The following is a 23,577-nucleotide window of genomic DNA, read 5'->3' as shown; positions in this document are numbered from 1 at the left end:
TTTTTTAATTTTTTACGCTGCCACGCGCCCGTTTATTAATTTTTCCATCCCCCGCTTTAGTTTTTGTTAACCAATCGCGACTTACAAAAGCCCCATCGAAACGATTGGTTAACCAAGACGAAGCAGAGGTTAACAGGCATCAGGCCGCTCTTTCGTTCACCGGCGAAATCCGGAATGTCCCTTTTCCTTTAGCCAATCAAGGGGCACTTACCATGACGAGCATTCTTACCAACATCGCAGCAATGTCGGCTCTCCAGACGCTGCGCTCCATCGACAAGAGCATGGAAGAAACACAGGGGCGCGTCTCTTCCGGTCTGCGCGTTGCAACCGCATCCGACAACGCCGCTTACTGGTCGATCGCGACCACCATGCGGTCGGACAACGGCGCACTTTCCGCCGTGCAGGACGCCCTCGGCCTCGGCGCCGCCAAGATCGACACCGCTTACTCCGGCATGGAATCGGCTGTTGAAGTCGTCAAGGAAATCAAGAACAAGCTGGTTGCAGCAACCGAAGACGGCGTCGACAAGACGAAGATCCAGGAAGAAATTTCCCAGCTTCAGCAGCAGCTGACGAGCATTTCCGAAGCCGCTTCCTTCTCCGGTGAAAACTGGCTGAAGGCTGAAGTCAACACCTCCGCCAACGTCGTCGCCTCCTTCGTCCGCGACTCCTCCGGTGGCGTTTCCGTCAAGAAGGTCGAGTATGATTTTACCGACAAGAACGTTCTCTTCGACACGACCGCCGGTGCAAAGTCCGGTATCCTCGACAAGCTGAACAACATCGAAGGCGATGGCGCGGTCCTCAACATCAACATTGGCGGTACGGTCACGTCCGCTAACGTCCAGACCTACACGACCGAGCAGGTCATCGCCAACGGCGCAGCTTTCGACTCCAGCGGCAAGGTCGCGACCGGCGCGACAGTCGTCGGCACCCCCGGCACGGCTGGCTACGTTGCTGCCAACTACGTCAAGGTCGGCGACGACAAGTGGGTTGCAGCCGTTGACCAGACGACGGTTCCAACGCAGGAAGTCGCGGCGACGGACTCGGGCAGCGCAACCTGGGCCGTTGACACCACCAACACGGCGGCATCGACCAGCCAGACGACGGTTTCGACCTTCATCATCGACGGTAACACCACGGAAAATCAGCTCAACGGCCTGATCACCATGGTCGACACTGCACTCGAAACCATGACGAGCGCGGCTTCCGATCTCGGCTCGATCAAGACCCGTATCGACCTTCAGGAAGACTTCGTTTCCAAGCTGACAGACTCGATCGACAGCGGTATCGGTCGTCTGGTTGACGCCGACATGAACGAAGAATCCACACGCCTCAAGGCTCTCCAGACGCAGCAGCAGCTGGCAATCCAGTCGCTCTCCATCGCAAACAGCAGCTCCGAAAATATCCTGTCGCTATTCCGTCAGTAAGCGGCGCCCAATGGCTACGGGCGGTTTCGTCCCGCTCTGGCAGCAACAGAATATCTCGGATACGGAAACCGCGCTTCATCGAAGCGCGGTTTTCGCGTTTGGGACAAGCAAACGCAAAAAAACGCGTAAGCGGTTAGGCAGACGCGGACACGCGGCAGAACACAGGCTCTACATAAGATTTTGATTTATTGGGGAAAATGGTGCTGCTAGAGAGATTTGAACTCTCGGCCTCTCCCTTACCAAGGGAGTGCTCTACCCCTGAGCTATAGCAGCATCCGGTGCCGAAGCGTTTGCTTCAACATCAAGCGTGGCGCCTAATGCCATAGGTATCTGGCGAGCGCAAGTCGCAAATTGCGACTAAATCAATGAGAGGGACAAAAAACGTCACCCTCTGTTGAAAACTTCAATTTTCGGCTATTGCTCAGCCCATGAACGACAATCAGACAGACAACGAACCGCACCACGCGCCTGCGAGCGGCAAACAGCAGGCGGGGCCGGGCGATACGGCGAAGCAACGCGAAGCGGAAAGAAAAGCCCGCGCCGCGAAAAAGCTTCGTGAAAACCTCCAACGGCGCAAACAGCAGGCACGGGCGCGACGCGCCGGAGATGCGGATGAGACGAATGGTCTGCCCGCCGCAAAAACGGACGAATCATCGTCATAGAGAATTGTAAAACGCCCGGAAGGGCAAAAAATTGAAACGCCGCGGAAATTCGGCTAAAGACGCGCACTTTCCGCACAAGGCACGCAAAGAAAGGCGGGCGCACGCCCGTAGGGACGAATGGATCGCATCAGAATTACGGGTGGCAATAAACTCAATGGCATCATACCGATTTCCGGAGCTAAAAACGCCGCACTGCCGTTGATGATCGCCTCGCTTCTGACCAGCGATACGCTGACACTGGAAAACGTGCCGCATCTGGCGGACGTCGAGCAGCTCGTCCGTATCCTCGGCAACCATGGCGTCGACATCTCCGTCAATGGCCGTCGCGAAAGCCAGGGCGAAGCCTATTCCCGCACCATTCATTTCACCTGCCGTACCATCGTCGATACGACCGCTCCCTATGAGCTGGTATCCAAGATGCGCGCAAGCTTCTGGGTCATCGGCCCGTTGCTGGCACGTGAAGGCAGAGCGCGCGTTTCGTTGCCGGGCGGTTGCGCCATCGGCACCCGTCCTGTCGATCTCTTCATCGACGGCCTGCAGGCGCTTGGCGCGACGATGGAAATCGATGGCGGCTATATCAACGCCACGGCGCCCAAGGGCGGCCTGATCGGCGCGACCTACACCTTCCCAAAGGTTTCCGTGGGCGCAACCCACGTCATGCTGATGGCAGCTACGCTCGCAAGGGGTACCACCGTCATTCATAACGCCGCACGCGAACCGGAAGTCGTCGACCTGGCACGCTGCCTGAGCGCAATGGGTGCAAAGATCGAAGGCGCTGGCACCTCCACCATCACCATCGAAGGCGTAACGTCGCTTTCCGGTGCACGTCACCGCGTTCTGCCTGACCGCATCGAAACGGGAACCTACGCCATGGCCGTCGCCATGACCGGCGGCGACGTCGTTCTGGAAGGCACGCACGCATCGCTTCTTGATAACGCGCTCGACACGCTGAAGCTCGCGGGTGTGGACATCACCGATACGGAAACGGGTCTTCGCATCGTGCGCAATGGCAACGGTATTCAGCCGGTGGATGTCGTTACGGAACCCTTCCCCGGCTTCCCGACCGACCTTCAGGCGCAGTTCATGGCGCTCATGACCCGTTCCCAGGGTGTCTCGCACATTACCGAGACGATCTTCGAGAACCGCTTCATGCACGTTCAGGAACTGGCCCGTCTGGGTGCGAAGATTTCGCTCTCCGGCCAGATGGCGCGCATCGAGGGCGTATCGCGCCTCAAGGGTGCCCCCGTCATGGCAACCGACCTGCGCGCTTCCGTGTCGCTCGTCATCGCCGGTCTGGCGGCGGAGGGTGAGACGATGGTGTCCCGCGTCTATCATCTCGACCGTGGCTTCGAACGTCTGGAAGAAAAACTCACGCGTTGCGGCGCTCTGGTCGAGCGCGTCAGCGATTGATGAGGTCTTCGCCGCTCATCTTTCGTCTTACCGTTGCAGAGCGGGCTTCGACTGCCTATTTCCTATACAAGTAAAGGGAATAGCGGCCCGCACCGCAACAAAGGAAGAAAAATGATGAGCGGCCTCAAATTGCTCGCGCTGGACACAGACGATCTCTCCGTCATCTCGACTCACATGCAGGACAGCGTCTTCAAGCTGAAAGACGTTTCCTTCGAACCGAAATATGGGCAATTCAGCCTTTCCGCCAATCGTTTCGTCTGGGAGGAGGCCAGCAAGAAGGGTCACCCTCCGGAACGCTGCCGTAGCGTTCTCGTTCTCAAACGGGTGTCGGCCGTGCGTTCGCACAATGTCAACCGGACAGACAAGGAACAGGTGCTTTCGCTGCTGGCGATCCGCTTCGACCAGAAGCAGGATGGACCTGACGGCACCGTGGAACTTACCCTATCAGGCGGCGGCGCAATCGCCATCGATGTGGAATGCATCGAAGCACAGCTGACCGATGTCAGCGGCGCATGGGAAACTGCCGCAAAACCACATCACCCCGACGCCGAACAAGCGTGACAGCGCGTCGGAAAGGTTGCCTTTCCTGCCTGTTTCGATTTATGCCACTTACCAGAGCCGCAAATGTTTTTGCGGCGCATGGTATGACCCCGCAGACCGTTGCGGGGATCAAGTGAAAGGGTAAAGACGTGGCAATCTTGCTGGAGCGGGCATCGGCTGATTTCGAACAGAAATTTGCGGCCTTCCTGACAACCAAAAGGGAAGTTTCGGAAGACGTAAACGCAACCGTTCGTGAGATCATCGACGACGTTCGCCATCGCGGCGATGCAGCTCTTGCCCATTATACCCTGAAGTTCGACGGCCTCGATTTTTCCAAGGCACCGATGCGCGTCACGGCAGCTGAAATCGATGCAGCCGTTGCATCTGTTGACCGGACGGTTCTGGACGCCCTTGAACTGGCGGCAAAGCGCATCGAGAAACACCACGCCCGGCAAATGCCGAAGGACGATATCTACGAGGACGAGATCGGTGTGGGGCTAGGATCACGCTGGACCGCCATCGAAGCCGTCGGCCTGTACGTACCCGGCGGCACCGCGAGCTATCCAAGCTCGGTCCTGATGAACGCCGTTCCGGCCAAGGTCGCCGGCGTAGACCGCATCGTCATGGTCGTGCCGGCCAATGGCGGTGCGATCAATCCTGCGGTTCTGGCCGCTGCAAAGATTGCAGGTGTCGAGGAAATCTACCGTATCGGCGGAGCGCAGGCCGTTGCGGCGCTGGCTTACGGCACGGAGACGATTTCGCCGGTTGCCAAGATCGTCGGCCCCGGCAACGCCTATGTTGCAGCGGCGAAACGGCAGGTGTTCGGTACGGTCGGCATTGACATGATCGCCGGTCCCTCCGAAGTCCTCGTGATTGCCGATAAGGACAATGACCCGGACTGGCTGGCGGCCGATCTTCTGGCCCAGGCGGAGCATGACCGCGGCGCGCAGTCCATCCTGATTACCGATGACGCCGATCTCGGCAAGGCCGTGGAAGCGGCTGTCGAGCGGCAGCTGAAGCGCCTGTCGCGTGCGGAAACGGCAACGGCGAGCTGGGCCGATTTCGGAGCGATCATTCTGGTCGAAGCTCTTGCCGACGCAATTCCGCTCGCCAATCGTATCGCCGCCGAACATCTGGAATTGGCGGTCAACGACCCTGACGCGCTGATGGCGAATATCCGCAATGCGGGTGCGATCTTTGTTGGCCGCCATACGCCGGAAGTCATCGGCGATTATGTCGGCGGCTCCAACCATGTGTTACCAACAGCACGCTCGGCGCGCTTCTCGTCCGGCCTTTCCGTGCTGGATTTCGTCAAGCGCACGTCTATCCTGCGGCTGGGGCCGGAACAACTTCGTCAACTAGCACCGGCTGCCATCACGCTTGCACACTCCGAAGGCCTGGACGCCCACGCGCGCTCCGTCGCCATTCGCCTCAATCCGGAAGGATAAGATATGGCATCAGGCGAATTCAGGCTCTGCGATGTGGTGCTGGACGAAAGCATTGGCCGGTCCACACCCGATGTCGAGCATGAACGCGCCGTCGCCATCTTCGATCTGATCGAGGAAAACAGTTTCGAGCCGGTTGGCCATGAGGGCGGGCCATATCGGCTCTCACTGTCGCTGGTCGATTCCAAGCTGGTTTTTTCAATCCGGACAGAAGATGAAACAGCCGTCGCGACACATATTCTGTCGCTCACCCCATTCCGTCGTATCATCAAGGACTATTTCCTGATCTGCGAAAGCTATTACGAGGCGATACGCTCTTCCACCCCAAGCCAGATCGAAGCGATCGACATGGGTAGACGCGGCATCCACAATGATGGCTCTCAAACGTTGATGGACCGGCTTTCAGGCAAGATACAGGTGGATTTCGACACGGCGCGCCGCCTCTTTACCCTTGTCTGCGTGCTCTATTGGCGGGGTTAGGCATGAGCGACCCGGCCGCAGTTCCGAACGAAGGGCGCGCGCCCAGATCGGTCCTTTTCATGTGCGGCATGAACTCCATCCGCTCTCCAATGGCTGAGGTCATCGCCAAACGGCTGGTGGCGCCCGGCATCTATATCCAGTCCGCCGGTGTGCGGGCGGGTGAGCGCGATCCCTTCGTGGATGCGGTTCTGGAAGAACAGGGGCTTTCGCTCGGCAAACACAAGCCACGTACGCTGGATGAGATTGAAGACGATTTTTTCGATCTTATCATTACACTGACACCGGAAGCGCATCATACGGCACTGGAACTCACGCGGTCCAATTCACTGGATGTCGTCTACTGGCCAACCATGGATCCGACAGTCGCCACAGGCACGCGCGAGCAGATTCTCGACGCCTATCGCGAGGTGCGGGACCACCTGGCGCGACTGATTTCCGAAAGGCTGCCGAAGCGGCCTGCGCCTGCATCAGATACGCTGCAAAAAGATTGACGAATTAGCGACCGTCTAGAGGTTCACAAATGTGCGGGGATTGTGTAGTTTCCGCGCAATTTTACCGGACGCGAGACGTCCGGCATCATCAACAGGAAGAAAACTCTTACATGACAAAAGAAGAAGTCCTCGAATTTCCGGGCATCGTAACCGAATTGCTGCCGAACGCAACGTTCCGCGTCAAGCTGGAAAACGAACACGAAATCATCGCCCATACGGCTGGCCGTATGCGCAAGAACCGTATTCGCGTTCTGGCAGGTGACAAGGTTCTTGTAGAAATGACCCCGTACGACCTGACCAAGGGCCGCATCACCTATCGTTTCAAGTAATCCGTTTTCGGCATCAGCGGCATGACTGACACCAAACAAAAGCTCGTTCTGGCATCCGGCTCACCGCGGCGTCTGGAACTGCTGCATCAGATCGGCATCGAGCCGGCGCGTCTGATGCCGATGGATATCGACGAGACACCCGCAAAGCTGGAACATCCGCGCACGCTGTGTCGCCGCCTGTCTCTGCAGAAGGCGGAAGCCGCCTATGGCGTCATCAGGCACGAGCACGCCTGGAAGGATGCCTACGTGCTTGGTTCGGACACGGTGGTCGCGGTCGGGCGCCGCATTGTCGGTAAGGCGGAGTACACGGAAGACGCCTCGGCGGCCCTGCATCTGCTCTCGGGTCGCAGCCACTGGGTCTATACCGGCATCTGCCTCATTACGCCGGGCGGCAAGGTTCGCCAGAAGGTCGCCGAAACGAAAGTCCGTTTCAAGCGGCTGTCCACCCGCGAGATCGACAGCTACATCGCATCCGGACAATGGCGCGGCAAGGCTGGCGCCTACGGAATTCAGGGCATTGCAGGCTGCTTTGTCCAGAAGCTCACCGGTTCCTACACCAACGTGGTCGGCCTGCCGCTATATGAAACGTCCACGCTGCTGGCTGGCGAGGGATTTGACGTAACGACGGGCTGGCTCGAAGGATAATCGATGGCGGAAGCATCCAAAGGCACGGGAAAGGTCACCCCGCTTCGCAAATCGCAGCCCTGCCCGGAATGCGGTCGTGCATCGACGCGTGAAAACTATCCGTTCTGCTCGGATCGCTGCCGGTCTCTCGACCTCGCCCGCTGGCTGAACGGCGCCTACGCCATTCCCGTTGCAGACGACGAAAGCAGCCCCGACCGACAAAACGGCGACAGGACCGCCAACGACTGAAAGTAATCCGTTGCTGCAAGCGGCGGGTCTGTCAAAACGTCCATTTTTGTGTAAGCGGCCGAGCACGTAAAAACCGATATCCCGGTTTTCTCGCCTCTGATCCGCCGTCAGTCAACGCAGCTCGCCATCAACCTATGGCCGCCAGTCTGCGTCTGACGGGCTGGATCAGATCGTTACGGCGCGCTTCGCGCTTTTCTTCCCATTGCAGGGCTGTGCGAACGATGGTCCTCAGATCATTGTGACGAGGCCGCCAGCCCAGTTCCGACTGGATCCGGGTGGAATCCGCAACCATAGCCCCCACATCGCCGGGGCGGCGGGCACGGTAAAGAACCGGAAAATCGCGACCGGATTCCTGTATTATCGCCTGCAGAACCTCAAGCACCGAATAACCGACGCCGTAACCGCAGTTGAGCGTTTTTGTTTCTCCTCCGGCGCGCAGGTGCTTCATGGCCAAGAGGTGAGCGTCGATCAGGTCACTGACGTGGATATAATCGCGCACGCCGGTGCCGTCGGCAGTCGGATAATCCGTTCCGTAGACCTCGACCTGTTCGCGCCGTCCAACCGCTGCTTCGCAGGCCACCCTTATCAGGTTCGCCACGCCGGTTGGCGACGGCCCTGCCCTGCCCTGCACGTCCGCGCCAGCCACATTGAAGTAACGTAGCGCCACGTAATTCAAGTCGTGCGCCTGAGCAACATCACGCAACATGATCTCGGATGCCAGCTTTGACATTCCATATGGATTTTCAGGGCTGAGGACCGCTGTTTCCGCAACTGGGCCATCGAAGGGCTGCGTTCCGTAAACCGCTGCGGTCGAGGAAAAGATGAAGTTGCGGACACCATGCTTCACGGCAACGCTGAGAAGCGCACGCGTCGTACCGGTGTTGTTTTCATAATATTCCAGCGGGCTACGGATCGAGTCAGGAACGCTGAGCGAACCCGCAAAATGAAAGATGGCATCGATCTGGTTCTCTTCGAAAATCTGGCCGAGCAGCGCACCGTCCGCCGCATCGCCGAGATAGAAGCGCGCCTGTGGCGCAACCGCCCATCGTGACCCCGTCGACAGCCTGTCCACGACAACGACGTCCTCACCGGCATCGAGCAACGCCCACACCATGTGACTGCCGATATAGCCAGCCCCGCCTGTGACCAGAACACCCATGACACTCTTCCCTGTTGTCTTTTGTTGCAGTCATCAAATCCAATAATTCTTCATCATTGATTACTTGCATGGCGAACACGCGTGCCTTCGGCTGCCTGTTTGCAGACGTGGCTTACGGGAAGTTATGGCAATAGGGAGAATTTTATCGATTGGCTCAAAAGGTCAGTCTGAACCGCAATGTCAGGATAAATACCACAAAAGGTTCAGCGGGTCGATGATATCGACGCAACACACCGCCTTGAAGTTGTGAAAACATCAAGGCGGTGTGATAAGGTCGCGTATCTCAACGAGAGCCGCGAGATGCGGCCCGAAGGCCTTAGCGGCTGAGAATGTAGGAAGAGAGCCGGTCGGCCGCGTCCTCGATCTGCGTCGGATTGCGCAGGAAGCAGGCGCGCAGGAAGAGTTCGCCACCCTGACCGAAGGCCGTTCCGGGTGCAAGGCCGACGCCCGTTCTGTCGACAATATCCAATGCGGCCAGGCGGCTGTCGGTCACACCGTCCACCTTCAGGAAGGCATACAGCGCGCCGTCAGGCTTCAGCGTTTCCACCCGGTTCGTGGCGATGAGCGCATCGCAGAGAATATCGCGCGACTTCAGCGCCCGAGCATAGTTCTCGCGAATGAAATCGTCGCCGTGGTCGAGCGCCGCGACAGCGCCGCGCTGCATGAACTGCGCCACACCGGACGTGGAATACTGAATGAGGTTTTCGATGACCTGCCCGATTTCCGGCGGGGCAGCGAGCCAGCCCACGCGCCAGCCGGTCATGGACCAGTTCTTCGAGAAGGAATTTGCGAAAACGATCCGGTCGTCGGGTTCCATCACATCGAGGAACGAGGGTGCGCGACCATCAGCGTAGTGGTAAAGCGCGTAGATTTCGTCTGCGACGATCCACAGGCCGTGTTTACGGGCCAGCGCAAGAATGTCACGCAGATTATCCTGCGTCGCAGTCCAGCCTGTCGGATTGGATGGCGTGTTGATGAACAGCGCCTTGGTCTTCGGCGTGATGGCACTTTCCAGCTTGCCGATATCGAGGTGCCAGCCGCCATCGCGGAAATCGATGCCGACGGCAACCGCTTTGGCGCCAGCCACACCGATGGCTGCGACAATGTTCGGCCAGGTCGGCGTTAAATAGACCATCTCGTCGCCAGGAGATGTCAGAGCCTGCACGGCAAGCGCGATCGCCTGCATGCCGGAACCGGTCACGTAGAAATGTTCTTCAGGCAGCGTTGCGGAGAAATGCCGGCTGTAATAGCGGCTCAACGCCTGACGCAACTCGGGGATACCGGCCTGCCAGGTATAGAATGTTTCACCATTGTTCAGTGCATCGATGGCAGCCTGGTTGATGAAATCGGGGCTCGGCAGATCGCCTTCGCCGACCCAAAGCGGCAGGAGATTGTCACGCCCGCGGGCATAGTTCTTGACCTCGACAATGCCGCTCTGGGGAGCGGCCAGAGCACGCGTACTCAGGCTGTTCATAATGGACATAAAAGACACTCCGTTTGGTGTCGTCTTATCGCATCGAACGGCCGATATGCATGATATTCCGTGAGGCGAAGATGGATTTTCGTTATGGATTGTTTCCCGGTCCGGCCAACGGCCAGTTTCGGCTGACCTCGAGTCAGACCGGGAAGAAATTCGGGCTTAGCGGGTCTTCAGCAGATCGCGGATTTCCGTCAACAGCTTGACGTCTTCCGGCGGCGGCGCAGGCTCGGACTTCTCCTCGACCTTCTGACGCTCAACCGATGTGCGGAGCTTGTTGACGCCCTTGACCATCAGGAAAATGATCCACGCCAGGATCAGGAAGTTGATAGCAACCGTCAGAAAGTTGCCATACGCAAAAACGGCACCCTGATCACGGGCCGCTGCAAGCGAGGTGGCGGTAACGCTGGAGCTCAGCGGCAGGAAGTAGTTCGAAAAATCGAAACCGCCGAAGATCGCACCAACGATCGGCATAATGAGATCGTTGACGACGGAATCGACGATCTTGCTGAAAGCGGCACCGATAATGACACCGACGGCAAGGTCCATGACATTGCCGCGGGCGATGAACGTTTTAAATTCGTTAAGCATCCAGATTGTCCCTCTCTCCGGCTTCTGAGGCTGAAGCAGTATGACTGTCCCTACGGCGTGAACGATACAGCTTCCACGCGCTGTAGGGAATCCATCAAGATTGTCTTTATTAGATTATTTCAGGCGGACGTTGAACTTTTTGCTCAGACCACCAGCATTCTCAACCGCCTGAAATTCCCCTATGCTGTGTTTGGAGAAGTTCCTGCATGGGGAGGATGCGTGCTTCCTGGATGGGTCATATTCGGTTCGGCATTCGCCTATGTCCTGCTGCTGTTCGCAGTGGCAAGTTATGGCGACAGCAACAGCCGGAAAAGAAACGCTCCGCAAAAAGGGCGTCCCTTCGTCTATGCGCTGAGCCTTGCCGTCTACTGCACCTCCTGGACCTATTTCGGCGGCGTAGGGCTTGCGGCTGACCGAGGGCTTGAATTCCTCGGCATCTACACCGGCCCCATCCTAGCCTTCACCATTGGCATGCCCGTCATCCGCCGCATCGTCGAGCTGGCAAAGGCGGAGAAGCTGACCTCCGTCGCCGACTTCATCGCTGCGCGCTATGGCAAGAACTCCACCGTTGCCATGATTGTCGCAGTCATCGCACTGGTGGGAGCGATCCCCTATATCGCGCTGCAGCTGAAGGCGGTTTCCAGCTCCGTTGCGACCATGGTGGATCCGGGCGACTACGGCATCGGCAGCGGCAACCTCTATTTCCTCGACCTGCCTCTTGTCGTTACCCTCGTCATGGCAGGCTTCGCCGTCATTTTCGGTACGCGCCATACGGATGCCACGGAGCATCAGGACGGACTTATTCTGGCGATCTCGATGGAGTCGGTCGTCAAGCTTGTGGCGATGTGCACCGTCGGCTTCTACGTTGTCTTCATTCTGTTTGACGGCCCCTCCGAACTATGGCGGCTGGCCGCGGCCAACGAACAGGCGATGCATGCAATCGCCTATCAGACGCCCATCAGCCGCTGGATCGTGCTGACGATGCTGTCGGCTTTCGCCATCATCCTGTTGCCGCGGCAGTTTCACGTCACCGTCGTTGAAAACCGCACCCCGCGTGAATTGCGCATCGCGGGAATCCTGTTCCCGCTCTATCTCATCGCCATCAACATATTCGTTCTGCCGATTGCCGTTGCCGGTATCCTGAAATTTGGCGGTACCGGCGATGCCGACCTTTACGTGCTTCAGCTACCCCTGTCGCACGAAATGCCGGTTGTCTCGCTGATAGCCTTCATCGGCGGGTTCTCAGCTGCCACGGCGATGGTCATCGTGGCGTCGGTTGCGCTGTCGGTGATGATTTCCAACGACATCGTTATGCCGATCTTTCTTCGGCAGAAGCTTCTCAACCGTTCGCCGCATCGGGACAACTTCGCCAAGACCCTGCTGAACATCCGAAGGACTGCGATCTTCGCCGTTCTTCTGCTGGGTTACGCCTATTACCGGGCGGCTGACGCAACATCCGGCCTTGCCTCCATCGGTCTGCTCGCCTTTGCCGCCATCGCCCAGATGGCGCCTGCCGTTTTCGGAGGCCTGATCTGGCGAAGAGCCAACGCCCGCGGCGCAATTGCAGGCCTAAGCTCCGGCTTCTTCGTCTGGGCCTATCTGATGTTTCTTCCCAGCCTTGGCGGGCCGGACAATTCCCATATCGCAGCCACCGTCCTCGGATTTCTGTTTTCCGGCAGTACGGTATTCAGCGGCCCGCAAGCCGATCCCTTCGTCAATGCGGTGCTGCTGAGCCTTCTCGTCAACGGGCTGGCTTTCGTTCTAGGTTCCCTGTCGCGTAACCCGCGCCCGGTCGAGCGTATCCAGTCAGGCATCTTCGTCAAACGCCATTCGAAATCACAGTTCGCAACACGCGGCTGGAAAACCCGCGTCAGCGTCGGCGATCTGAAAAGCGCCATTGCCCGATATCTCGGGGAAGAACGCATGCTGCGCTCACTGGCGACCTACGAAAAGACGGCGGGTCGCAAGCTAAACGACGAGCAACCAGCCGATATGGCGCTGATCCATTTTTCCGAACAGCTGCTTGGCAGTGCAATCGGCTCCTCCTCAGCCAGACTGGTGCTGTCGATCATTCTGCAGAAGGCGGAAGATACCAGTGCCGACACTGCCTGGCTGCTGGATCAGGCCAGCGAAGCGCTGCAATACAATCAGGACATGCTGCAGACGGCGCTGGCGCAGATGGATCAAGGCATTGCCGTGTTCGACAGTTCACAGCAACTGACCATATGGAACAGGCGTTTCCGCACGCTGCTCGACCTGCCGGAGCAGTTCGGTCAGGTTGGAGTGCCGCTGACTGATATCGTCGTCATGCTTCAGCAACGCGGTGATGTTCAAGCGGGAGAAACAGGTCCGCTGATCGCCCGTTTCCTGACGATGGACATGCCATTTTCGCTCGTTCTTTCCGGCGGCGAGCGCATCATAGAGGTTCGTTCCAACACGATGCCGGACAAGGGCATCGTGGCGACGTTCACCGATATCACCCAGCGCGTGGCGAGCGACCAGGCGTTGAAGCAGGCGAACGAAACGCTGGAGCAGCGCGTGGTGGAGCGAACCGCCGAGCTTACGCGCGTGAACCGGGAACTTGCAGAGGCGCGAGCCTCCGCCGACGAAGCGAATATCGGCAAAACACGTTTCTTCGCGGCGGCCGGACACGACATTCTACAGCCACTGAACGCCGCACGGCTCTACTCGTCGTCACTGGTGGAGCGACTTGGCGCTTCGGGCGAACGCGATCTCGTTCACAATATCGATTCCGCGCTGGAGTCCGTAGAGACGATCCTCGGCGCGGTGCTCGATATTTCCCGCCTGGATACCGGCTCCATGAAGGCCCGCATGGCGTCCGTCCCGCTTAACGATCTTCTGCGCCGGATCGAGACGGATTTCGCGCCAATGGCGCAGGAAAAGAAGCTCGACCTCGTGGTCATGCCCACATCCCTGAGCGTTCGCTCCGACCCCAATCTTCTGCGGCGCCTGATCCAGAACCTGGTGTCGAACGCCGTCAAATACACGCTGACCGGTAAAGTGATCGTCGGCGCGCGCCGCAAGGGGAACGAAGTCATCATTCAGGTCACGGATTCGGGCATCGGCATACCTGCCTCCAAGTTCAGGACGATCTTCAAGGAGTTTGCCCGCCTGGACGAAGGCGCGAAGACAGCATCCGGCCTGGGGCTCGGCCTCTCCATCGTCGACCGCCTGTCCCGTGTCCTGCATCACCCCGTGCAACTGATTTCGACACCCGGCAAAGGCACGACATTCCGCATTCATCTACAGCGCGATGCGGCGCGAACGACGCCGATCAGGAAGCCGGATCAGGGCATTGCGCAAACGGGACTGGAGCGTCTTCAAGGCGTAAGGGTTCTGTGCATAGACAATGAACCGAAAATTCTCGAGGGCATGACATTGCTGCTGAATGGCTGGGGATGCGACGTACTACCAGCAAATGCGGTTGCCATGCTTGACGAACCTTTCCTCAGTCGCACGACAGCGCCGGACATCATTGTGGCCGACTATCATCTCGATGATGGGGATGGTATCAGCGCTATCCGCCTCATCCGCGCTTTCCATGGCAAGAACATCCCCGCTCTGCTCATCACCGCCGATCGCAGTCCGGAAGTACGCAGCGCAGCGGAGAGATACGGCATCACCGTCCAGCACAAGCCAGTCAAGCCGGCTGCACTGCGTGCTTACCTCAATCAGGCGTCCGGCCCGCCAAGGGCTGCAGCCGAATAGCGGCAGCCCTTGAAAAGAACATCAGGCAGCACGAACATACCGGTCGGCGTGACTGTCGGAACGCGTTTCCATCTGGAAACGCTGCACAAGCTCCAGCAGAGCCTCAACCTCATTGGACAGGACCTGGCTTGCCGCACTTGACTGTTCGGCCATCGCCGCGTTCTGCTGGGTCATCTGGTCCATCTGGTTGACGGTTCCGTTCACCTCATGCAGCGCGGATGACTGGTCCTGCGTGGCCGTGGCAATTGTTTCGACATGATTGCTGACCGTGACTATCTGCTCGCTGATGGCCGCGAGAACCTTGCCCGCTTCCTGAACCAGCATCGAACCGGAGTTGACCTCGTGCGTCGACTGATTGATGAGCTGCTTGATTTCACGAGCGGCATCGGCCGAACGCTGCGCGAGTTCACGCACTTCCTGGGCGACGACAGCGAAGCCTTTGCCCGCCTCACCGGCGCGCGCCGCCTCAATACCGGCATTCAGGGCGAGCAGGTTGGTCTGGAACGCGATGTCATCAATGACCTCGATGATCTGCTCGATCTTGCGGGAAGCGTCTTCTATCCGACCCATGGCCTCAACGGCGTTATTCACGACAGAGCCGGAATCGTCAGCGCTGCGTTTTGTCAACCGCACCGCGTCATTGGCCTCACGAGCCCGCATTGCGGAGGACTTTACCGTCACCGTGATTTCCTCGACGGCGGCGGCCGTCTCTTCCAGTGACGCAGCCTGCGTCTCCGTCCGCTTCGAGAGATCATCGGACGACTGGCGCATTTCATGACCGCTGTTCTGGATGACCAGCGTGCGATCATGGATCTGGCTGAGAACATCCCGAAGGTTCAGCAGGGACTCGTTGAAGTCCACCCGAAGCCTGTCGAGACGGCCTTCAAACGGGGTTTCGATGGTGCGGGTCAGATCGCCACGCGAAAGCCGGCCGAGGCCAGCAGCGATTTCCGTAACGGCGAATTCAATCTGACGCGTCGTTTCCTGCCGTTCGGCGTCATTGCGGTTACGTTCCGCATCGGCAGCTGCACGCTCTTCCACACTGCGGCCTTCGATCACCAGCTTCTCATAGGCGTTTTCCCGGAAAATGCCCAACGCGCGTGCAATATTGCCGAATTCGTTCTTGCTGTCGGTGTAAGGAATTTCCGTATCGAGGTTTCCTTCCGACAGGGCCTTCACGGCCTCTGTCAGCTTGCCGAGTGGCCGCAACGTCCGCTTGATGATGAAATAGGCGAGAAAGCCCATGACCACCATGGCGATTGCGCCGCAAAGCAGCACGAGATTCCGCAGGCCATCCATCTGGGCGGCGTAAACGTTCATCGGAATACCGGCAAACAGAATACCGACGGTTGCCCCGGACTTGTTGAGGACCGGCATATAGCCTGTCATGTAACTATTGCCGAAAAGGCTGGCAGTTCCGAAATAGGACTCCCCCTTCGCGACCTTTGCGAAGGCTGGATGATCGCTGGCGAGTTTCGTTCCGACCGCGCGTTCACCCTTTTCGGTTTTCACGTTGGTGGAAACGCGAACGTAATCACCGCCCTTGGTTTCGAAAATCGTCGCCACACCGCCATTTGCCGCAACGGTACGGTCAACGAGATCATGATCCAGCAATGTACCGATGCTGGCACGATTGACATTTGTCAGATCGCCATCGACCATTTTCAGGGTCACGCCACCGACCTTCATCTCATAGAGAATGGCCATGCTACGAATTGCGCCGCGCGTATCCAGCAGCGCCGTTTCCATGATGTTGTCTTTCAACCGCAGATACGTGGAGGTGCCGACAGCGGCGATAGCCACTGCTATCAAGGCTATCGTTAGACCAACCACCTGACCAGCAACGGACTTAAAGAGCCGGTTGTTCATGAAAACAGTTCCTCAAAGAGCTAAAACTGCAATAGTTCTATTTGACAACTGTTAAAAAAGAGAGAAATGGACGTCAGACACAGTAAAGCGGACGATCTGCGGGTCACCGCCGATCGTCAGTTCTTGGCGAGAATGGACTGCTAGTGAATGTAGCCGAGCCGGATGGCCTTGGCGATCGCCTGGATGCGGTTAACGGAATCGAGCTTGATGGTTGCCGATCCGAGATAGGCGTTGACGGTGTGGACAGAAAGTCCGAGCTTTACGGCGATTTCTTCACTGATGCGCCCGTCACCGGCAAGCTGCAAGCAGGCGATTTCCCTCTCGCTGAGTGCTTCGGAAGGAGCCGCCTTGCGTTCATCAAGCGCGAGCATGTCCACCATGATCTCGCAGCACTTGATATGCTGCTCCATGACCACCTCGTTGTCGAGAACGAGGTTGGTGCCGCAGAACACGATATAGCCGTTTCCGATCGTGCCAAGGCGCACCGGCATGGCAAGACCGGCATAAGGCAACGCATCGTTTTCGATCCTGCGTAGCAAAGCCGGCACATCCGGCAGATCCGCAAAACCACCGCCGTTCTTGTTGCGCCAGATGACCGGCAGCAACGATGTCTCGATATGGTCAAGAAGCATATCGCCAACCGACCGGATGAACTGGGTGCTCTGCTCGGCAGCGTTCATTCCCCAGTTTTCCAACTCGCATGTCAGTTTTTTCTTGTTCGGAAAACCGGAAGCGGCAGCCTTCGACACGACGAAATTACGTGCGCCAAGAACCTTCTGCATTGCAACGAGCTTAGGGAAGAGGTCCGACCTGCTCGCGACCACCGGTCCACGCTGAAACGACCCTGCCTGCCCCATACCCTCAGTGTCCTTCGTCTGCATCATCGTCCGACCGTTATACGAGGTTGTTGCGCACGGCGTAGGCAATCGCCTCCGAGCGGGTTTTCGTCGCGGTTTTCCGCATGACGCTTGTGATGTAATTATTGATCGTATTGCGGGAAATTCCAAGGATCATTGCAATTTCATCGCTTGTCTTGCCTTCGGCGATCCAGAACAGGCATTCAAGCTCTCGCTCAGTCAGGTCAATGTCGCGAACGGCCTTGGCCTCGCTGGCAATACCGAAGCTGACGCAATATCCCGTCAGCAGCGCAATTTCGCGAAGACGCTCCGGCAACGGTATTGCATCTTCGGGAAACAGCAGCAGGAGTGACAGGCGAATACGCCCTACGCAGAACGACAGCGCCGAATACTGGCGATCAATCCCGTATGGCACAGGCACATCGTCCGGCAGGAAAAGCAATCTCGGCTGCAGCAGCGAGAGGCACTTCTCCATCTCACTCGATCTGTTCTGGCTGTTTGCAAGCTCCGTGCCCAATCTGCGAACCAGATCGAAAGGCCAATCGGACGTAACGATAAACTTCAGGCCGGTTTCTTCGAGCAGGTCGTCCCGTGCCAGCAGATAATGGGATGCACCCGCATATGTCACGAGCAGGTCGAGTGCACCTGCAACGTTTCCGGCGGCGGCCGAAGCCGCCACGTTCTTGGCAAGCTGATCACGCGGCAACGGCTTCCCCATGCCTTCCATAGGCCTGGTCGACAGCCTGCGGATATCAACATCGACTTTCAATCGCCTACGCCCTCTTGCTCCCATCTGGGAGATAATACATCGGGATGGAATCATTCCATTCAAGAAACACACCACCTTGATAGCGCGCTCCCGGAGACCGAATCACTTCATTCTATGGAACCGACTTGGAATTGCTATTCCTTGGCCCCAGCATTTCCACGCATTTCCCTGTCTGTCCATTCCAAGAAAACATACCGAAAAGCTGGCATATTCATAATTGTCATTCTTGAGCTATTCCCAGCAAATTTCAACATTGATGAATTTTGTGTAAACGGCGTCCCAAAACGGCAATCCTCTCTCTCACCTATCATAGCCTACCAAAACGGCAGAAAAACGAAAACGGCCGGGAAAACCCGGCCGTTTGTCCAAATCATGCAGCCTTTTCCACTGCCCACTTGCGAAGAATCTTTGCTGCTCTTTCCTCGCTGATTTCCACCATGCGGGAGAGGCGGCGCTCCGGTCCTTCGCGAACCCGGCGATTGAAGGTGCCATCGCCATCGTCGCCTGCCAGCAGATCGTCGGTGCTGTCGAAACCGAAGTCGGCGCCGAAGCCTTCCATCAGGCCACCCGATCCCGCATCCAAGGCCGGAGCGAAGTCCGGTAGTTCCAGACCCGCGGCATCCTGGCTGAGTTCGCCCACCGCAGAGCCGTTTCCTGCCACGGTGCGAACCAGAGGGCGCACACCAAGCCAGATGACCAGGAAGGCGACGGCAACGAAGGCAAGCGAGTTGATGATGCCGGCCGAATTGCGGCTCAGGACCTCCCCAATGCCAGGACCAGCGACAGCCTCATCCAGCAACTGCGTTTCGAGGAAATCCATGGCGGTCAGGGTAATCACGTCGCCGCGGTCCGTGGAGATGCCAGCGGCGGAGGTGACGATCTTCTGCATTTCTGCAAGGTAGGCGTCAATCTTCGCCTGATCGAAGGGTTCGCCAACCATCTTGGCGATCCGACCCTTGTTGACGACAACGGCAACCGAAATCTTCTCCAGGGTGTAACCGTTCTTTACGGTCGCCACGGTCTTGGAATTGATCTCGTAGTTCGTCTGTTCTTCTTTCTTTGCAGTTTCGTCGGAAGACTGCGGACCACCGCCGCCGCCCTGCGGAGCGGCCTGAGGAACATTCTGCTCCACAGTTGCCGCCGTATCGGGCTGCGTTTCCTGCGACTTCTGATCTTCCTTTACCGTCCGGATAGAGCGTTCGACGCGCGATTCGGGGTCATAAACGGTTTCCTGAATCTGGCGGCTATCGGTGTTGAGCTGTGCCGTGACGCTGGAGCGGAAATTGTCCATGCCTAGGAACGGCGCCAGAGCCTTGTCGATGTTCGTTTCGATTTCCTGCTGTACGTTCTGTGCAAGCGTCAGCGAGCGGTTCATCGCGGCATTGGCCATATCGTCGCCAGAGGCAAGCAGCTGACCGGTCGAATCAAGCAAGGTCACGTCATCGGCTTCGAGGCCCGGGACGGCCGAAGCAACGAGATGACGGATGGATGCAGCTGCCTTGCGCCCCGCGGCCGAACTGGCGCGGATCATGACGGACGCCGTCGGCTTCTGCTCGCCACGGCGGAAATTGCCGACATCCGGCATGACGATGTGGACGCGTGCGGCCGCCACTCCGTCGATCTGCTGGATGGATCGTCCAATTTCGCCTTCAAGGGCACGGACCCGCGTCACTTCCTGCATAAAGGAAGTGAGGCCAAGCGACCCCACGTTATCGAAAAGTTCATAACCGGCATTGGCGCTGTCAGGCAGACCGCGCTCAGCCAGAAGAAGCCGTGCCTTGCTCGTTGCACCGACAGGCACCTGAAGGCTCGCTCCGTCGGAGCCTACCTGAAAATCGAGATTGGCTTCAGCAAGCGCAATGCTGATCTTGTTCAGATCGCTTTTCTCAAGCCCCACATAAAGGGTCTCATAAGCCGGACGGTTCACATAAAGTGCTGCCGCAAGAATGATGGCCATGGACAAAACGCCCACACCACCCAGCATCAGCAGTCGTGTCTGCCCCAGCGCCGATAGGTTCTTAAAGACCTGAGGGATTTGATTTAACAGATTCATTCTGTTCCGCACCGTCATTCATAGAGTCCGAGACCTTATGGTCCCGTCTCCACATTAGGATGCGAAGCTTGCGCGAGCGTTGCCTAGTTGCGACTTGGCGCCGGAGCCGGGTGAACCCCGCCCCGTTCAGAAAAGATCGAAATCGCCGGCTGCCTTGTCGAGCGGCTGCGAATGGCCGTGCCTCAACGCGGAGCCAAGTGCCTTCTGCATTTCCGCGAGCTTGACCAGGCTCAGCGCCGTGCTGACATCCACGATCCAGTCGCCCGGAATGGAACCAGTAACCGTGTCGATGAACTCGGCAAGCCCACGGGTCTTCTGAACCGCCAGATCGATGCCTTGCAGCAGCTTCACGCCCTCGGGAGACAAGGCGCCATCCGCGAGTTCAAGCAGTTGCGGCTCGATGCGCTCTATAAGATATGCGACATCGTGCAGTTCCGACACGACGCGCATCAGAACGTCCGGCAGCGCTTCTTCGAACGGAGGTGAACCGGGGAGGTCGGCGATCTGCATTGATAACTCCGTACTAGAAAAATTCGATGTCGCTGGCGACCGGTTTGGGTGCTGGAGCCGGACGTGTTTCGAGAGCGACGGTCTTCTGCGCTTCCGCGCCGGTAAGCGGGTGTTGTCTGGCCCGACCGGAAACCGGCCAGAACTCGATTTTCCGCCCATGCTCCCCGCCCGTAGAGGAGCTGATGACACGGATACCTTCGTCTTTCAGGAACTGCATGGCAAAGACAGCGTTCTGTTCCCCGACGTTGGAGAAGCTGGCAATCGTCTTGGCCCCACCAAAGACCTTCGCTTCAAGACGATCGCGACGCGCGCCTTTCTTGAGAAGGCCGTTGATCAGCAGCTCCATGAGATGCACGCCATAGCGCGTCGCATCTCCGCCCGTTGTTCCCCCGGTTCCCGGCAGGAGGAAATGATTCATTCCTCCGACACCGGCAACAGGGTCTCTCAGACAGGCAGCCACGCACGAACCAAGAAGTGTCGTCAGGACCACATCGGGATCACTGATGACCTTGTATTCCCCCTGAATAATATGGACGCGCTTGGCCGCAGTTTCGATCATTTCAGCGATCCAAAAACAGCCTCGATGGCAGCCTTCATTTTTTCGATCGTGAAGGGCTTGGCCAGAACGTTGTTCGCCCCGAGCTGAGCTGCCTTCTGCACCAGCGCGCGGTCGCCCTGGGCCGTGAGGATGATGAATGCGGCTTTCTTGGTGTTCGGGTTGGTGCGAACGGCTTGCAGGAAGCCCAGACCGTCCATTTTCGGCATATTGAAGTCGGAAATGACGAGATGATGGGGCTGCTGCTCCATGATCTTCATTCCCTGTTCGCCGTCACCGGCGGCGGTGATCTGCTTGAAGCCGAGCTGCGTCAAGGCATCGCTCAGCAGCAGCCGGCTGGTCACCTGATCGTCGACGATCAGAACTTTGATTTTTTCTGCGAGAGACATTAGTCAGAACCTTCTTTACGGGCAGTGGTTAATTTCAGGATTTCTTCGCCGATGGAAGCCAACGGCAATTGCTGTTCGACAGCACCCAGTTCGTGGGCCACTCTGGGCATGCCGTAAACAACACAGGTTTTTTCGTTCTGGCCGACCGTTCGCGCGCCGGCATGACGCATCTTCAAAAGTCCGGCTGCGCCATCGCGCCCCATACCGGTGAGGATGACGCCGACAGCGTTTCGCCCGGCGAGTTCGGCGACAGAATCGAACAGGACATCGACCGACGGGCGATGACCATTGACCGGATCTCGCTCGACCAGACGGCAGCACGGGGCTGCACGATTGGCAATCTGCAGATGGCGCTCCCCACCCGGCGCGAGATAGATCTTGCCGGTCTGGAGGCGCGCGCCATCCGTTGCTTCCTCCACCACCGGCGCGCAGATGCGGTTAAGCCTTTCGGCAAAGCTTCTGGTGAACGTCGGCGGCATATGCTGGGTGATGACTGTCGGAGGGCAATTCACCGGGAACTTCTGGAGCACCGCGATCAGGGCCTCGACGCCACCGGTGGAAGATCCGATCGCCACGACCTTGCGTCCTGCCCGGTATTCGGCAACCGCGACCTGTTGCGGAGCAGCAGGCGTTTGCGGTCGAACCGCGCGATAGCCGGAGCGGGCAGCGGCCTTTACCTTGTCAGCCAGATCGCCAAACGGGCGTGCATCGCCCGGCGCCGGTTTACCAACGCAATCGAAAGCACCAATTTCCAGCGCGGCCAGCGAGGCATCAGCACCGCGATGCGTCAATGACGACACCATGATGACCGGCATCGGGCGAAGCCGCATGATCTTTTCGAGGAACTCCAGGCCGTTCATTTCCGGCATCTCGATATCGAGCGTCACGACATCGGGATCGAGCTGCTTGATGGCGGCGCGTGCTTCCATGGCATTGCCTGCCTGGCCCACGACCTCGACATCCGGGTCGGCTTTCAGAACCGCCGAGATGAGCCCGCGCATCGTGGGCGAGTCATCGACGACAAGTACCCGCGCTGGCGCGTTCATACATGCCTCCCCGACTTGTGGCCGATCAGCCGATAGGTCGTGATGCCGGTATTATCGAAGAGGTTCTTGGCGTCGCCAGCAACCCTTTCGGAATGACCGATATACAGATGACCACCTTCCGGCAGCAGGGCCGCGAAACGGGACCAGATGCGCATCTGTGTCGGTTCATCGAAATAGATAACGACGTTGCGGCAGAAAATGACGTCGAAATTGCCCTTGAAAGGCCACTGCGTCATCAGGTTCAGTTCGTTGAAGGTGATGAGACGCTTCACCTTGTCATCGATCCGGAACTTGCGGCGCCCGCCCGCATCCACTTCAGCGAACCATTGCTTGCGCATGGCAGGAGAAACGGTTTCCAGGGCGTTTTCATCATAGATGCCGGCGCGGGCCTGCGCCAGGATTTTCGGGTCGATGTCGGTTGCGAGGATCTTGAAATCGTAATCCGCAGCATTGGGAAACATTGCCAGTACGGTCAGCGCAATGGAATAGGGTTCCTGCCCGTCAGAGCAGGCGGCAGACCAGATCCTGACGCGCCCACCCGCCTTGGCACGCGCCACCAGCCCCGGAAGCACCGTATCGCGCAGATGCTCGAAATGATGGTTTTCCCGGAAGAACCGCGTGAAATTGGTCGTGAGATGCGACAGCATCTCACGACGAGCCGGGGCACCTTCCGGTGAGGACACCAGAGTGCAATATGCGCGAAAGCCGGGAAGACCGAGACTGCGAATATGCTTCGACAGCCGCGAATAGACCAGCGATGCTTTCGTATCGTTCAGATAGATGCCCGCATCCGCGTAGATCATCGCAGCAATTTCGGAAAGATCGCGCCGGGTCAGCGGGTATTCGCCGCTCGCGAGAACTTCGTCCGGGGATTGACGCTGATCGCTGAAATTAAGTGCTGCCATGGATTATCCGCTT

At 58.1% G+C, this 23,577-nt stretch carries 23 protein-coding genes and 1 tRNA gene; 11 read left to right on the top strand and 13 right to left on the bottom strand.

Annotation, left to right across the window (positions count from 1 at the left end; genetic code table 11):
* Positions 1 to 212: 212 nt before the first annotated feature.
* Positions 213 to 1,424 (top strand): flagellin, encoded by a 1,212-nt coding sequence (locus tag N7578_RS11635; RefSeq protein WP_311110486.1) that lies wholly within the window; start codon positions 213 to 215, stop codon positions 1,422 to 1,424.
* Positions 1,425 to 1,622: 198 nt separating this feature from the next.
* Here N7578_RS11635 and N7578_RS11630 read toward each other — a convergent pair.
* A tRNA-Thr gene (locus N7578_RS11630) sits at positions 1,623 to 1,697 on the bottom strand.
* 155 nt (positions 1,698 to 1,852) lie between these two features.
* Between N7578_RS11630 and N7578_RS11625 the strand changes: the two genes are divergently transcribed.
* From N7578_RS11625 to yacG, 9 genes are all read left to right on the top strand, one after another.
* Positions 1,853 to 2,086: a hypothetical protein gene (locus tag N7578_RS11625; RefSeq protein ID WP_311110485.1), complete on the top strand. Its 234-nt coding sequence runs from the start codon at positions 1,853 to 1,855 to the stop codon at positions 2,084 to 2,086.
* A gap of 117 nt (positions 2,087 to 2,203) precedes the next feature.
* Positions 2,204 to 3,496: a UDP-N-acetylglucosamine 1-carboxyvinyltransferase gene (murA, locus tag N7578_RS11620; RefSeq protein WP_311110484.1), complete on the top strand. Its 1,293-nt coding sequence runs from the start codon at positions 2,204 to 2,206 to the stop codon at positions 3,494 to 3,496.
* 114 nt (positions 3,497 to 3,610) lie between these two features.
* Entirely contained in the window at positions 3,611 to 4,057 is a 447-nt protein-coding gene (locus tag N7578_RS11615; protein WP_311110483.1) for a DUF2948 family protein, read from the top strand.
* 128 nt (positions 4,058 to 4,185) lie between these two features.
* The gene (hisD, locus tag N7578_RS11610; protein ID WP_311110482.1) at positions 4,186 to 5,484 is read left to right on the top strand and encodes a histidinol dehydrogenase; all 1,299 of its coding nucleotides are present in this window, start codon (positions 4,186 to 4,188) and stop codon (positions 5,482 to 5,484) included.
* Positions 5,485 to 5,487: 3 nt separating this feature from the next.
* Positions 5,488 to 5,961, top strand: coding sequence for a UPF0262 family protein (locus tag N7578_RS11605; RefSeq protein ID WP_311110481.1), 474 nt, complete (start codon positions 5,488 to 5,490; stop codon positions 5,959 to 5,961).
* 2 nt (positions 5,962 to 5,963) lie between these two features.
* Positions 5,964 to 6,452, top strand: a complete 489-nt coding sequence (locus N7578_RS11600; protein ID WP_311110480.1) for a low molecular weight phosphatase family protein — start codon at positions 5,964 to 5,966, stop codon at positions 6,450 to 6,452.
* 110 nt (positions 6,453 to 6,562) lie between these two features.
* Positions 6,563 to 6,781: a translation initiation factor IF-1 gene (gene infA / locus N7578_RS11595; protein WP_004432473.1), complete on the top strand. Its 219-nt coding sequence runs from the start codon at positions 6,563 to 6,565 to the stop codon at positions 6,779 to 6,781.
* 21 nt (positions 6,782 to 6,802) lie between these two features.
* Positions 6,803 to 7,426 (top strand): Maf-like protein, encoded by a 624-nt coding sequence (locus N7578_RS11590; RefSeq protein WP_311110479.1) that lies wholly within the window; start codon positions 6,803 to 6,805, stop codon positions 7,424 to 7,426.
* A gap of 3 nt (positions 7,427 to 7,429) precedes the next feature.
* The gene (gene yacG / locus N7578_RS11585) at positions 7,430 to 7,654 is read left to right on the top strand and encodes a DNA gyrase inhibitor YacG (RefSeq protein ID WP_311110478.1); all 225 of its coding nucleotides are present in this window, start codon (positions 7,430 to 7,432) and stop codon (positions 7,652 to 7,654) included.
* Positions 7,655 to 7,781: 127 nt separating this feature from the next.
* Here yacG and galE read toward each other — a convergent pair whose 3' ends face one another.
* The 3 genes from galE to mscL form a co-directional block, all read right to left on the bottom strand.
* Complete coding sequence (galE, locus tag N7578_RS11580) at positions 7,782 to 8,813, bottom strand: UDP-glucose 4-epimerase GalE (protein ID WP_311110477.1); 1,032 nt, start codon at positions 8,811 to 8,813, stop codon at positions 7,782 to 7,784.
* Positions 8,814 to 9,129: 316 nt separating this feature from the next.
* A complete protein-coding gene (locus tag N7578_RS11575; RefSeq protein ID WP_311110476.1) occupies positions 9,130 to 10,296 on the bottom strand; it encodes a pyridoxal phosphate-dependent aminotransferase in 1,167 nt (388 codons plus the stop codon).
* A 156-nt stretch (positions 10,297 to 10,452) separates the two neighbouring features.
* Positions 10,453 to 10,881: a large conductance mechanosensitive channel protein MscL gene (gene mscL / locus N7578_RS11570; protein WP_311110475.1), complete on the bottom strand. Its 429-nt coding sequence runs from the start codon at positions 10,879 to 10,881 to the stop codon at positions 10,453 to 10,455.
* Between the two features lie 219 nt (positions 10,882 to 11,100).
* On the opposite strand from mscL, the gene N7578_RS11565 reads away from it, so the two are divergent.
* Positions 11,101 to 14,610, top strand: a complete 3,510-nt coding sequence (locus tag N7578_RS11565) for a hybrid sensor histidine kinase/response regulator (protein WP_311110474.1) — start codon at positions 11,101 to 11,103, stop codon at positions 14,608 to 14,610.
* Between the two features lie 21 nt (positions 14,611 to 14,631).
* Here N7578_RS11565 and N7578_RS11560 read toward each other — a convergent pair whose 3' ends face one another.
* The 9 genes from N7578_RS11560 to cheR form a co-directional block, all read right to left on the bottom strand.
* Positions 14,632 to 16,479, bottom strand: coding sequence for a methyl-accepting chemotaxis protein (locus tag N7578_RS11560; RefSeq protein ID WP_311110473.1), 1,848 nt, complete (start codon positions 16,477 to 16,479; stop codon positions 14,632 to 14,634).
* Between the two features lie 140 nt (positions 16,480 to 16,619).
* Positions 16,620 to 17,363: a transcriptional regulator VisR gene (gene visR, locus N7578_RS11555; RefSeq protein ID WP_311110472.1), complete on the bottom strand. Its 744-nt coding sequence runs from the start codon at positions 17,361 to 17,363 to the stop codon at positions 16,620 to 16,622.
* 10 nt (positions 17,364 to 17,373) lie between these two features.
* Complete coding sequence (gene visN, locus N7578_RS11550; protein ID WP_311110471.1) at positions 17,374 to 18,105, bottom strand: transcriptional regulator VisN; 732 nt, start codon at positions 18,103 to 18,105, stop codon at positions 17,374 to 17,376.
* 370 nt (positions 18,106 to 18,475) lie between these two features.
* On the bottom strand, positions 18,476 to 20,158 hold the full coding sequence (gene fliF / locus N7578_RS11545) for a flagellar basal-body MS-ring/collar protein FliF (RefSeq protein ID WP_311110470.1): 1,683 nt from the start codon (positions 20,156 to 20,158) through the stop codon (positions 18,476 to 18,478).
* A 126-nt stretch (positions 20,159 to 20,284) separates the two neighbouring features.
* Entirely contained in the window at positions 20,285 to 20,668 is a 384-nt protein-coding gene (locus tag N7578_RS11540; protein ID WP_311110469.1) for a chemotaxis protein CheT, read from the bottom strand.
* A gap of 13 nt (positions 20,669 to 20,681) precedes the next feature.
* Positions 20,682 to 21,227, bottom strand: a complete 546-nt coding sequence (gene cheD / locus N7578_RS11535; RefSeq protein ID WP_311110468.1) for a chemoreceptor glutamine deamidase CheD — start codon at positions 21,225 to 21,227, stop codon at positions 20,682 to 20,684.
* Positions 21,224 to 21,613, bottom strand: coding sequence for a chemotaxis response regulator CheY2 (gene cheY2, locus N7578_RS11530; protein ID WP_311110467.1), 390 nt, complete (start codon positions 21,611 to 21,613; stop codon positions 21,224 to 21,226). Before cheY2 ends, cheD begins: the two co-directional genes overlap by 4 nt.
* Positions 21,613 to 22,659 carry a protein-glutamate O-methylesterase CheB gene (gene cheB, locus N7578_RS11525; protein WP_311110466.1) on the bottom strand — a complete coding sequence of 349 codons (1,047 nt, stop codon included), beginning with the start codon at positions 22,657 to 22,659 and terminating at the stop codon, positions 21,613 to 21,615. The genes cheY2 and cheB overlap by 1 nt, the downstream gene beginning before the upstream one ends.
* Positions 22,656 to 23,564, bottom strand: coding sequence for a protein-glutamate O-methyltransferase CheR (cheR, locus tag N7578_RS11520; RefSeq protein ID WP_311110465.1), 909 nt, complete (start codon positions 23,562 to 23,564; stop codon positions 22,656 to 22,658). Before cheR ends, cheB begins: the two co-directional genes overlap by 4 nt.
* Positions 23,565 to 23,577 lie beyond the last annotated feature (13 nt).

This window comes from Agrobacterium tumefaciens, assembly GCF_031801495.1.
GTDB lineage: Bacteria > Pseudomonadota > Alphaproteobacteria > Rhizobiales > Rhizobiaceae > Agrobacterium > Agrobacterium tumefaciens_K.
The sequence above is the reverse complement of the archived record's forward strand: the minus strand, read 5'-3'. Positions and strand labels throughout refer to the sequence as shown.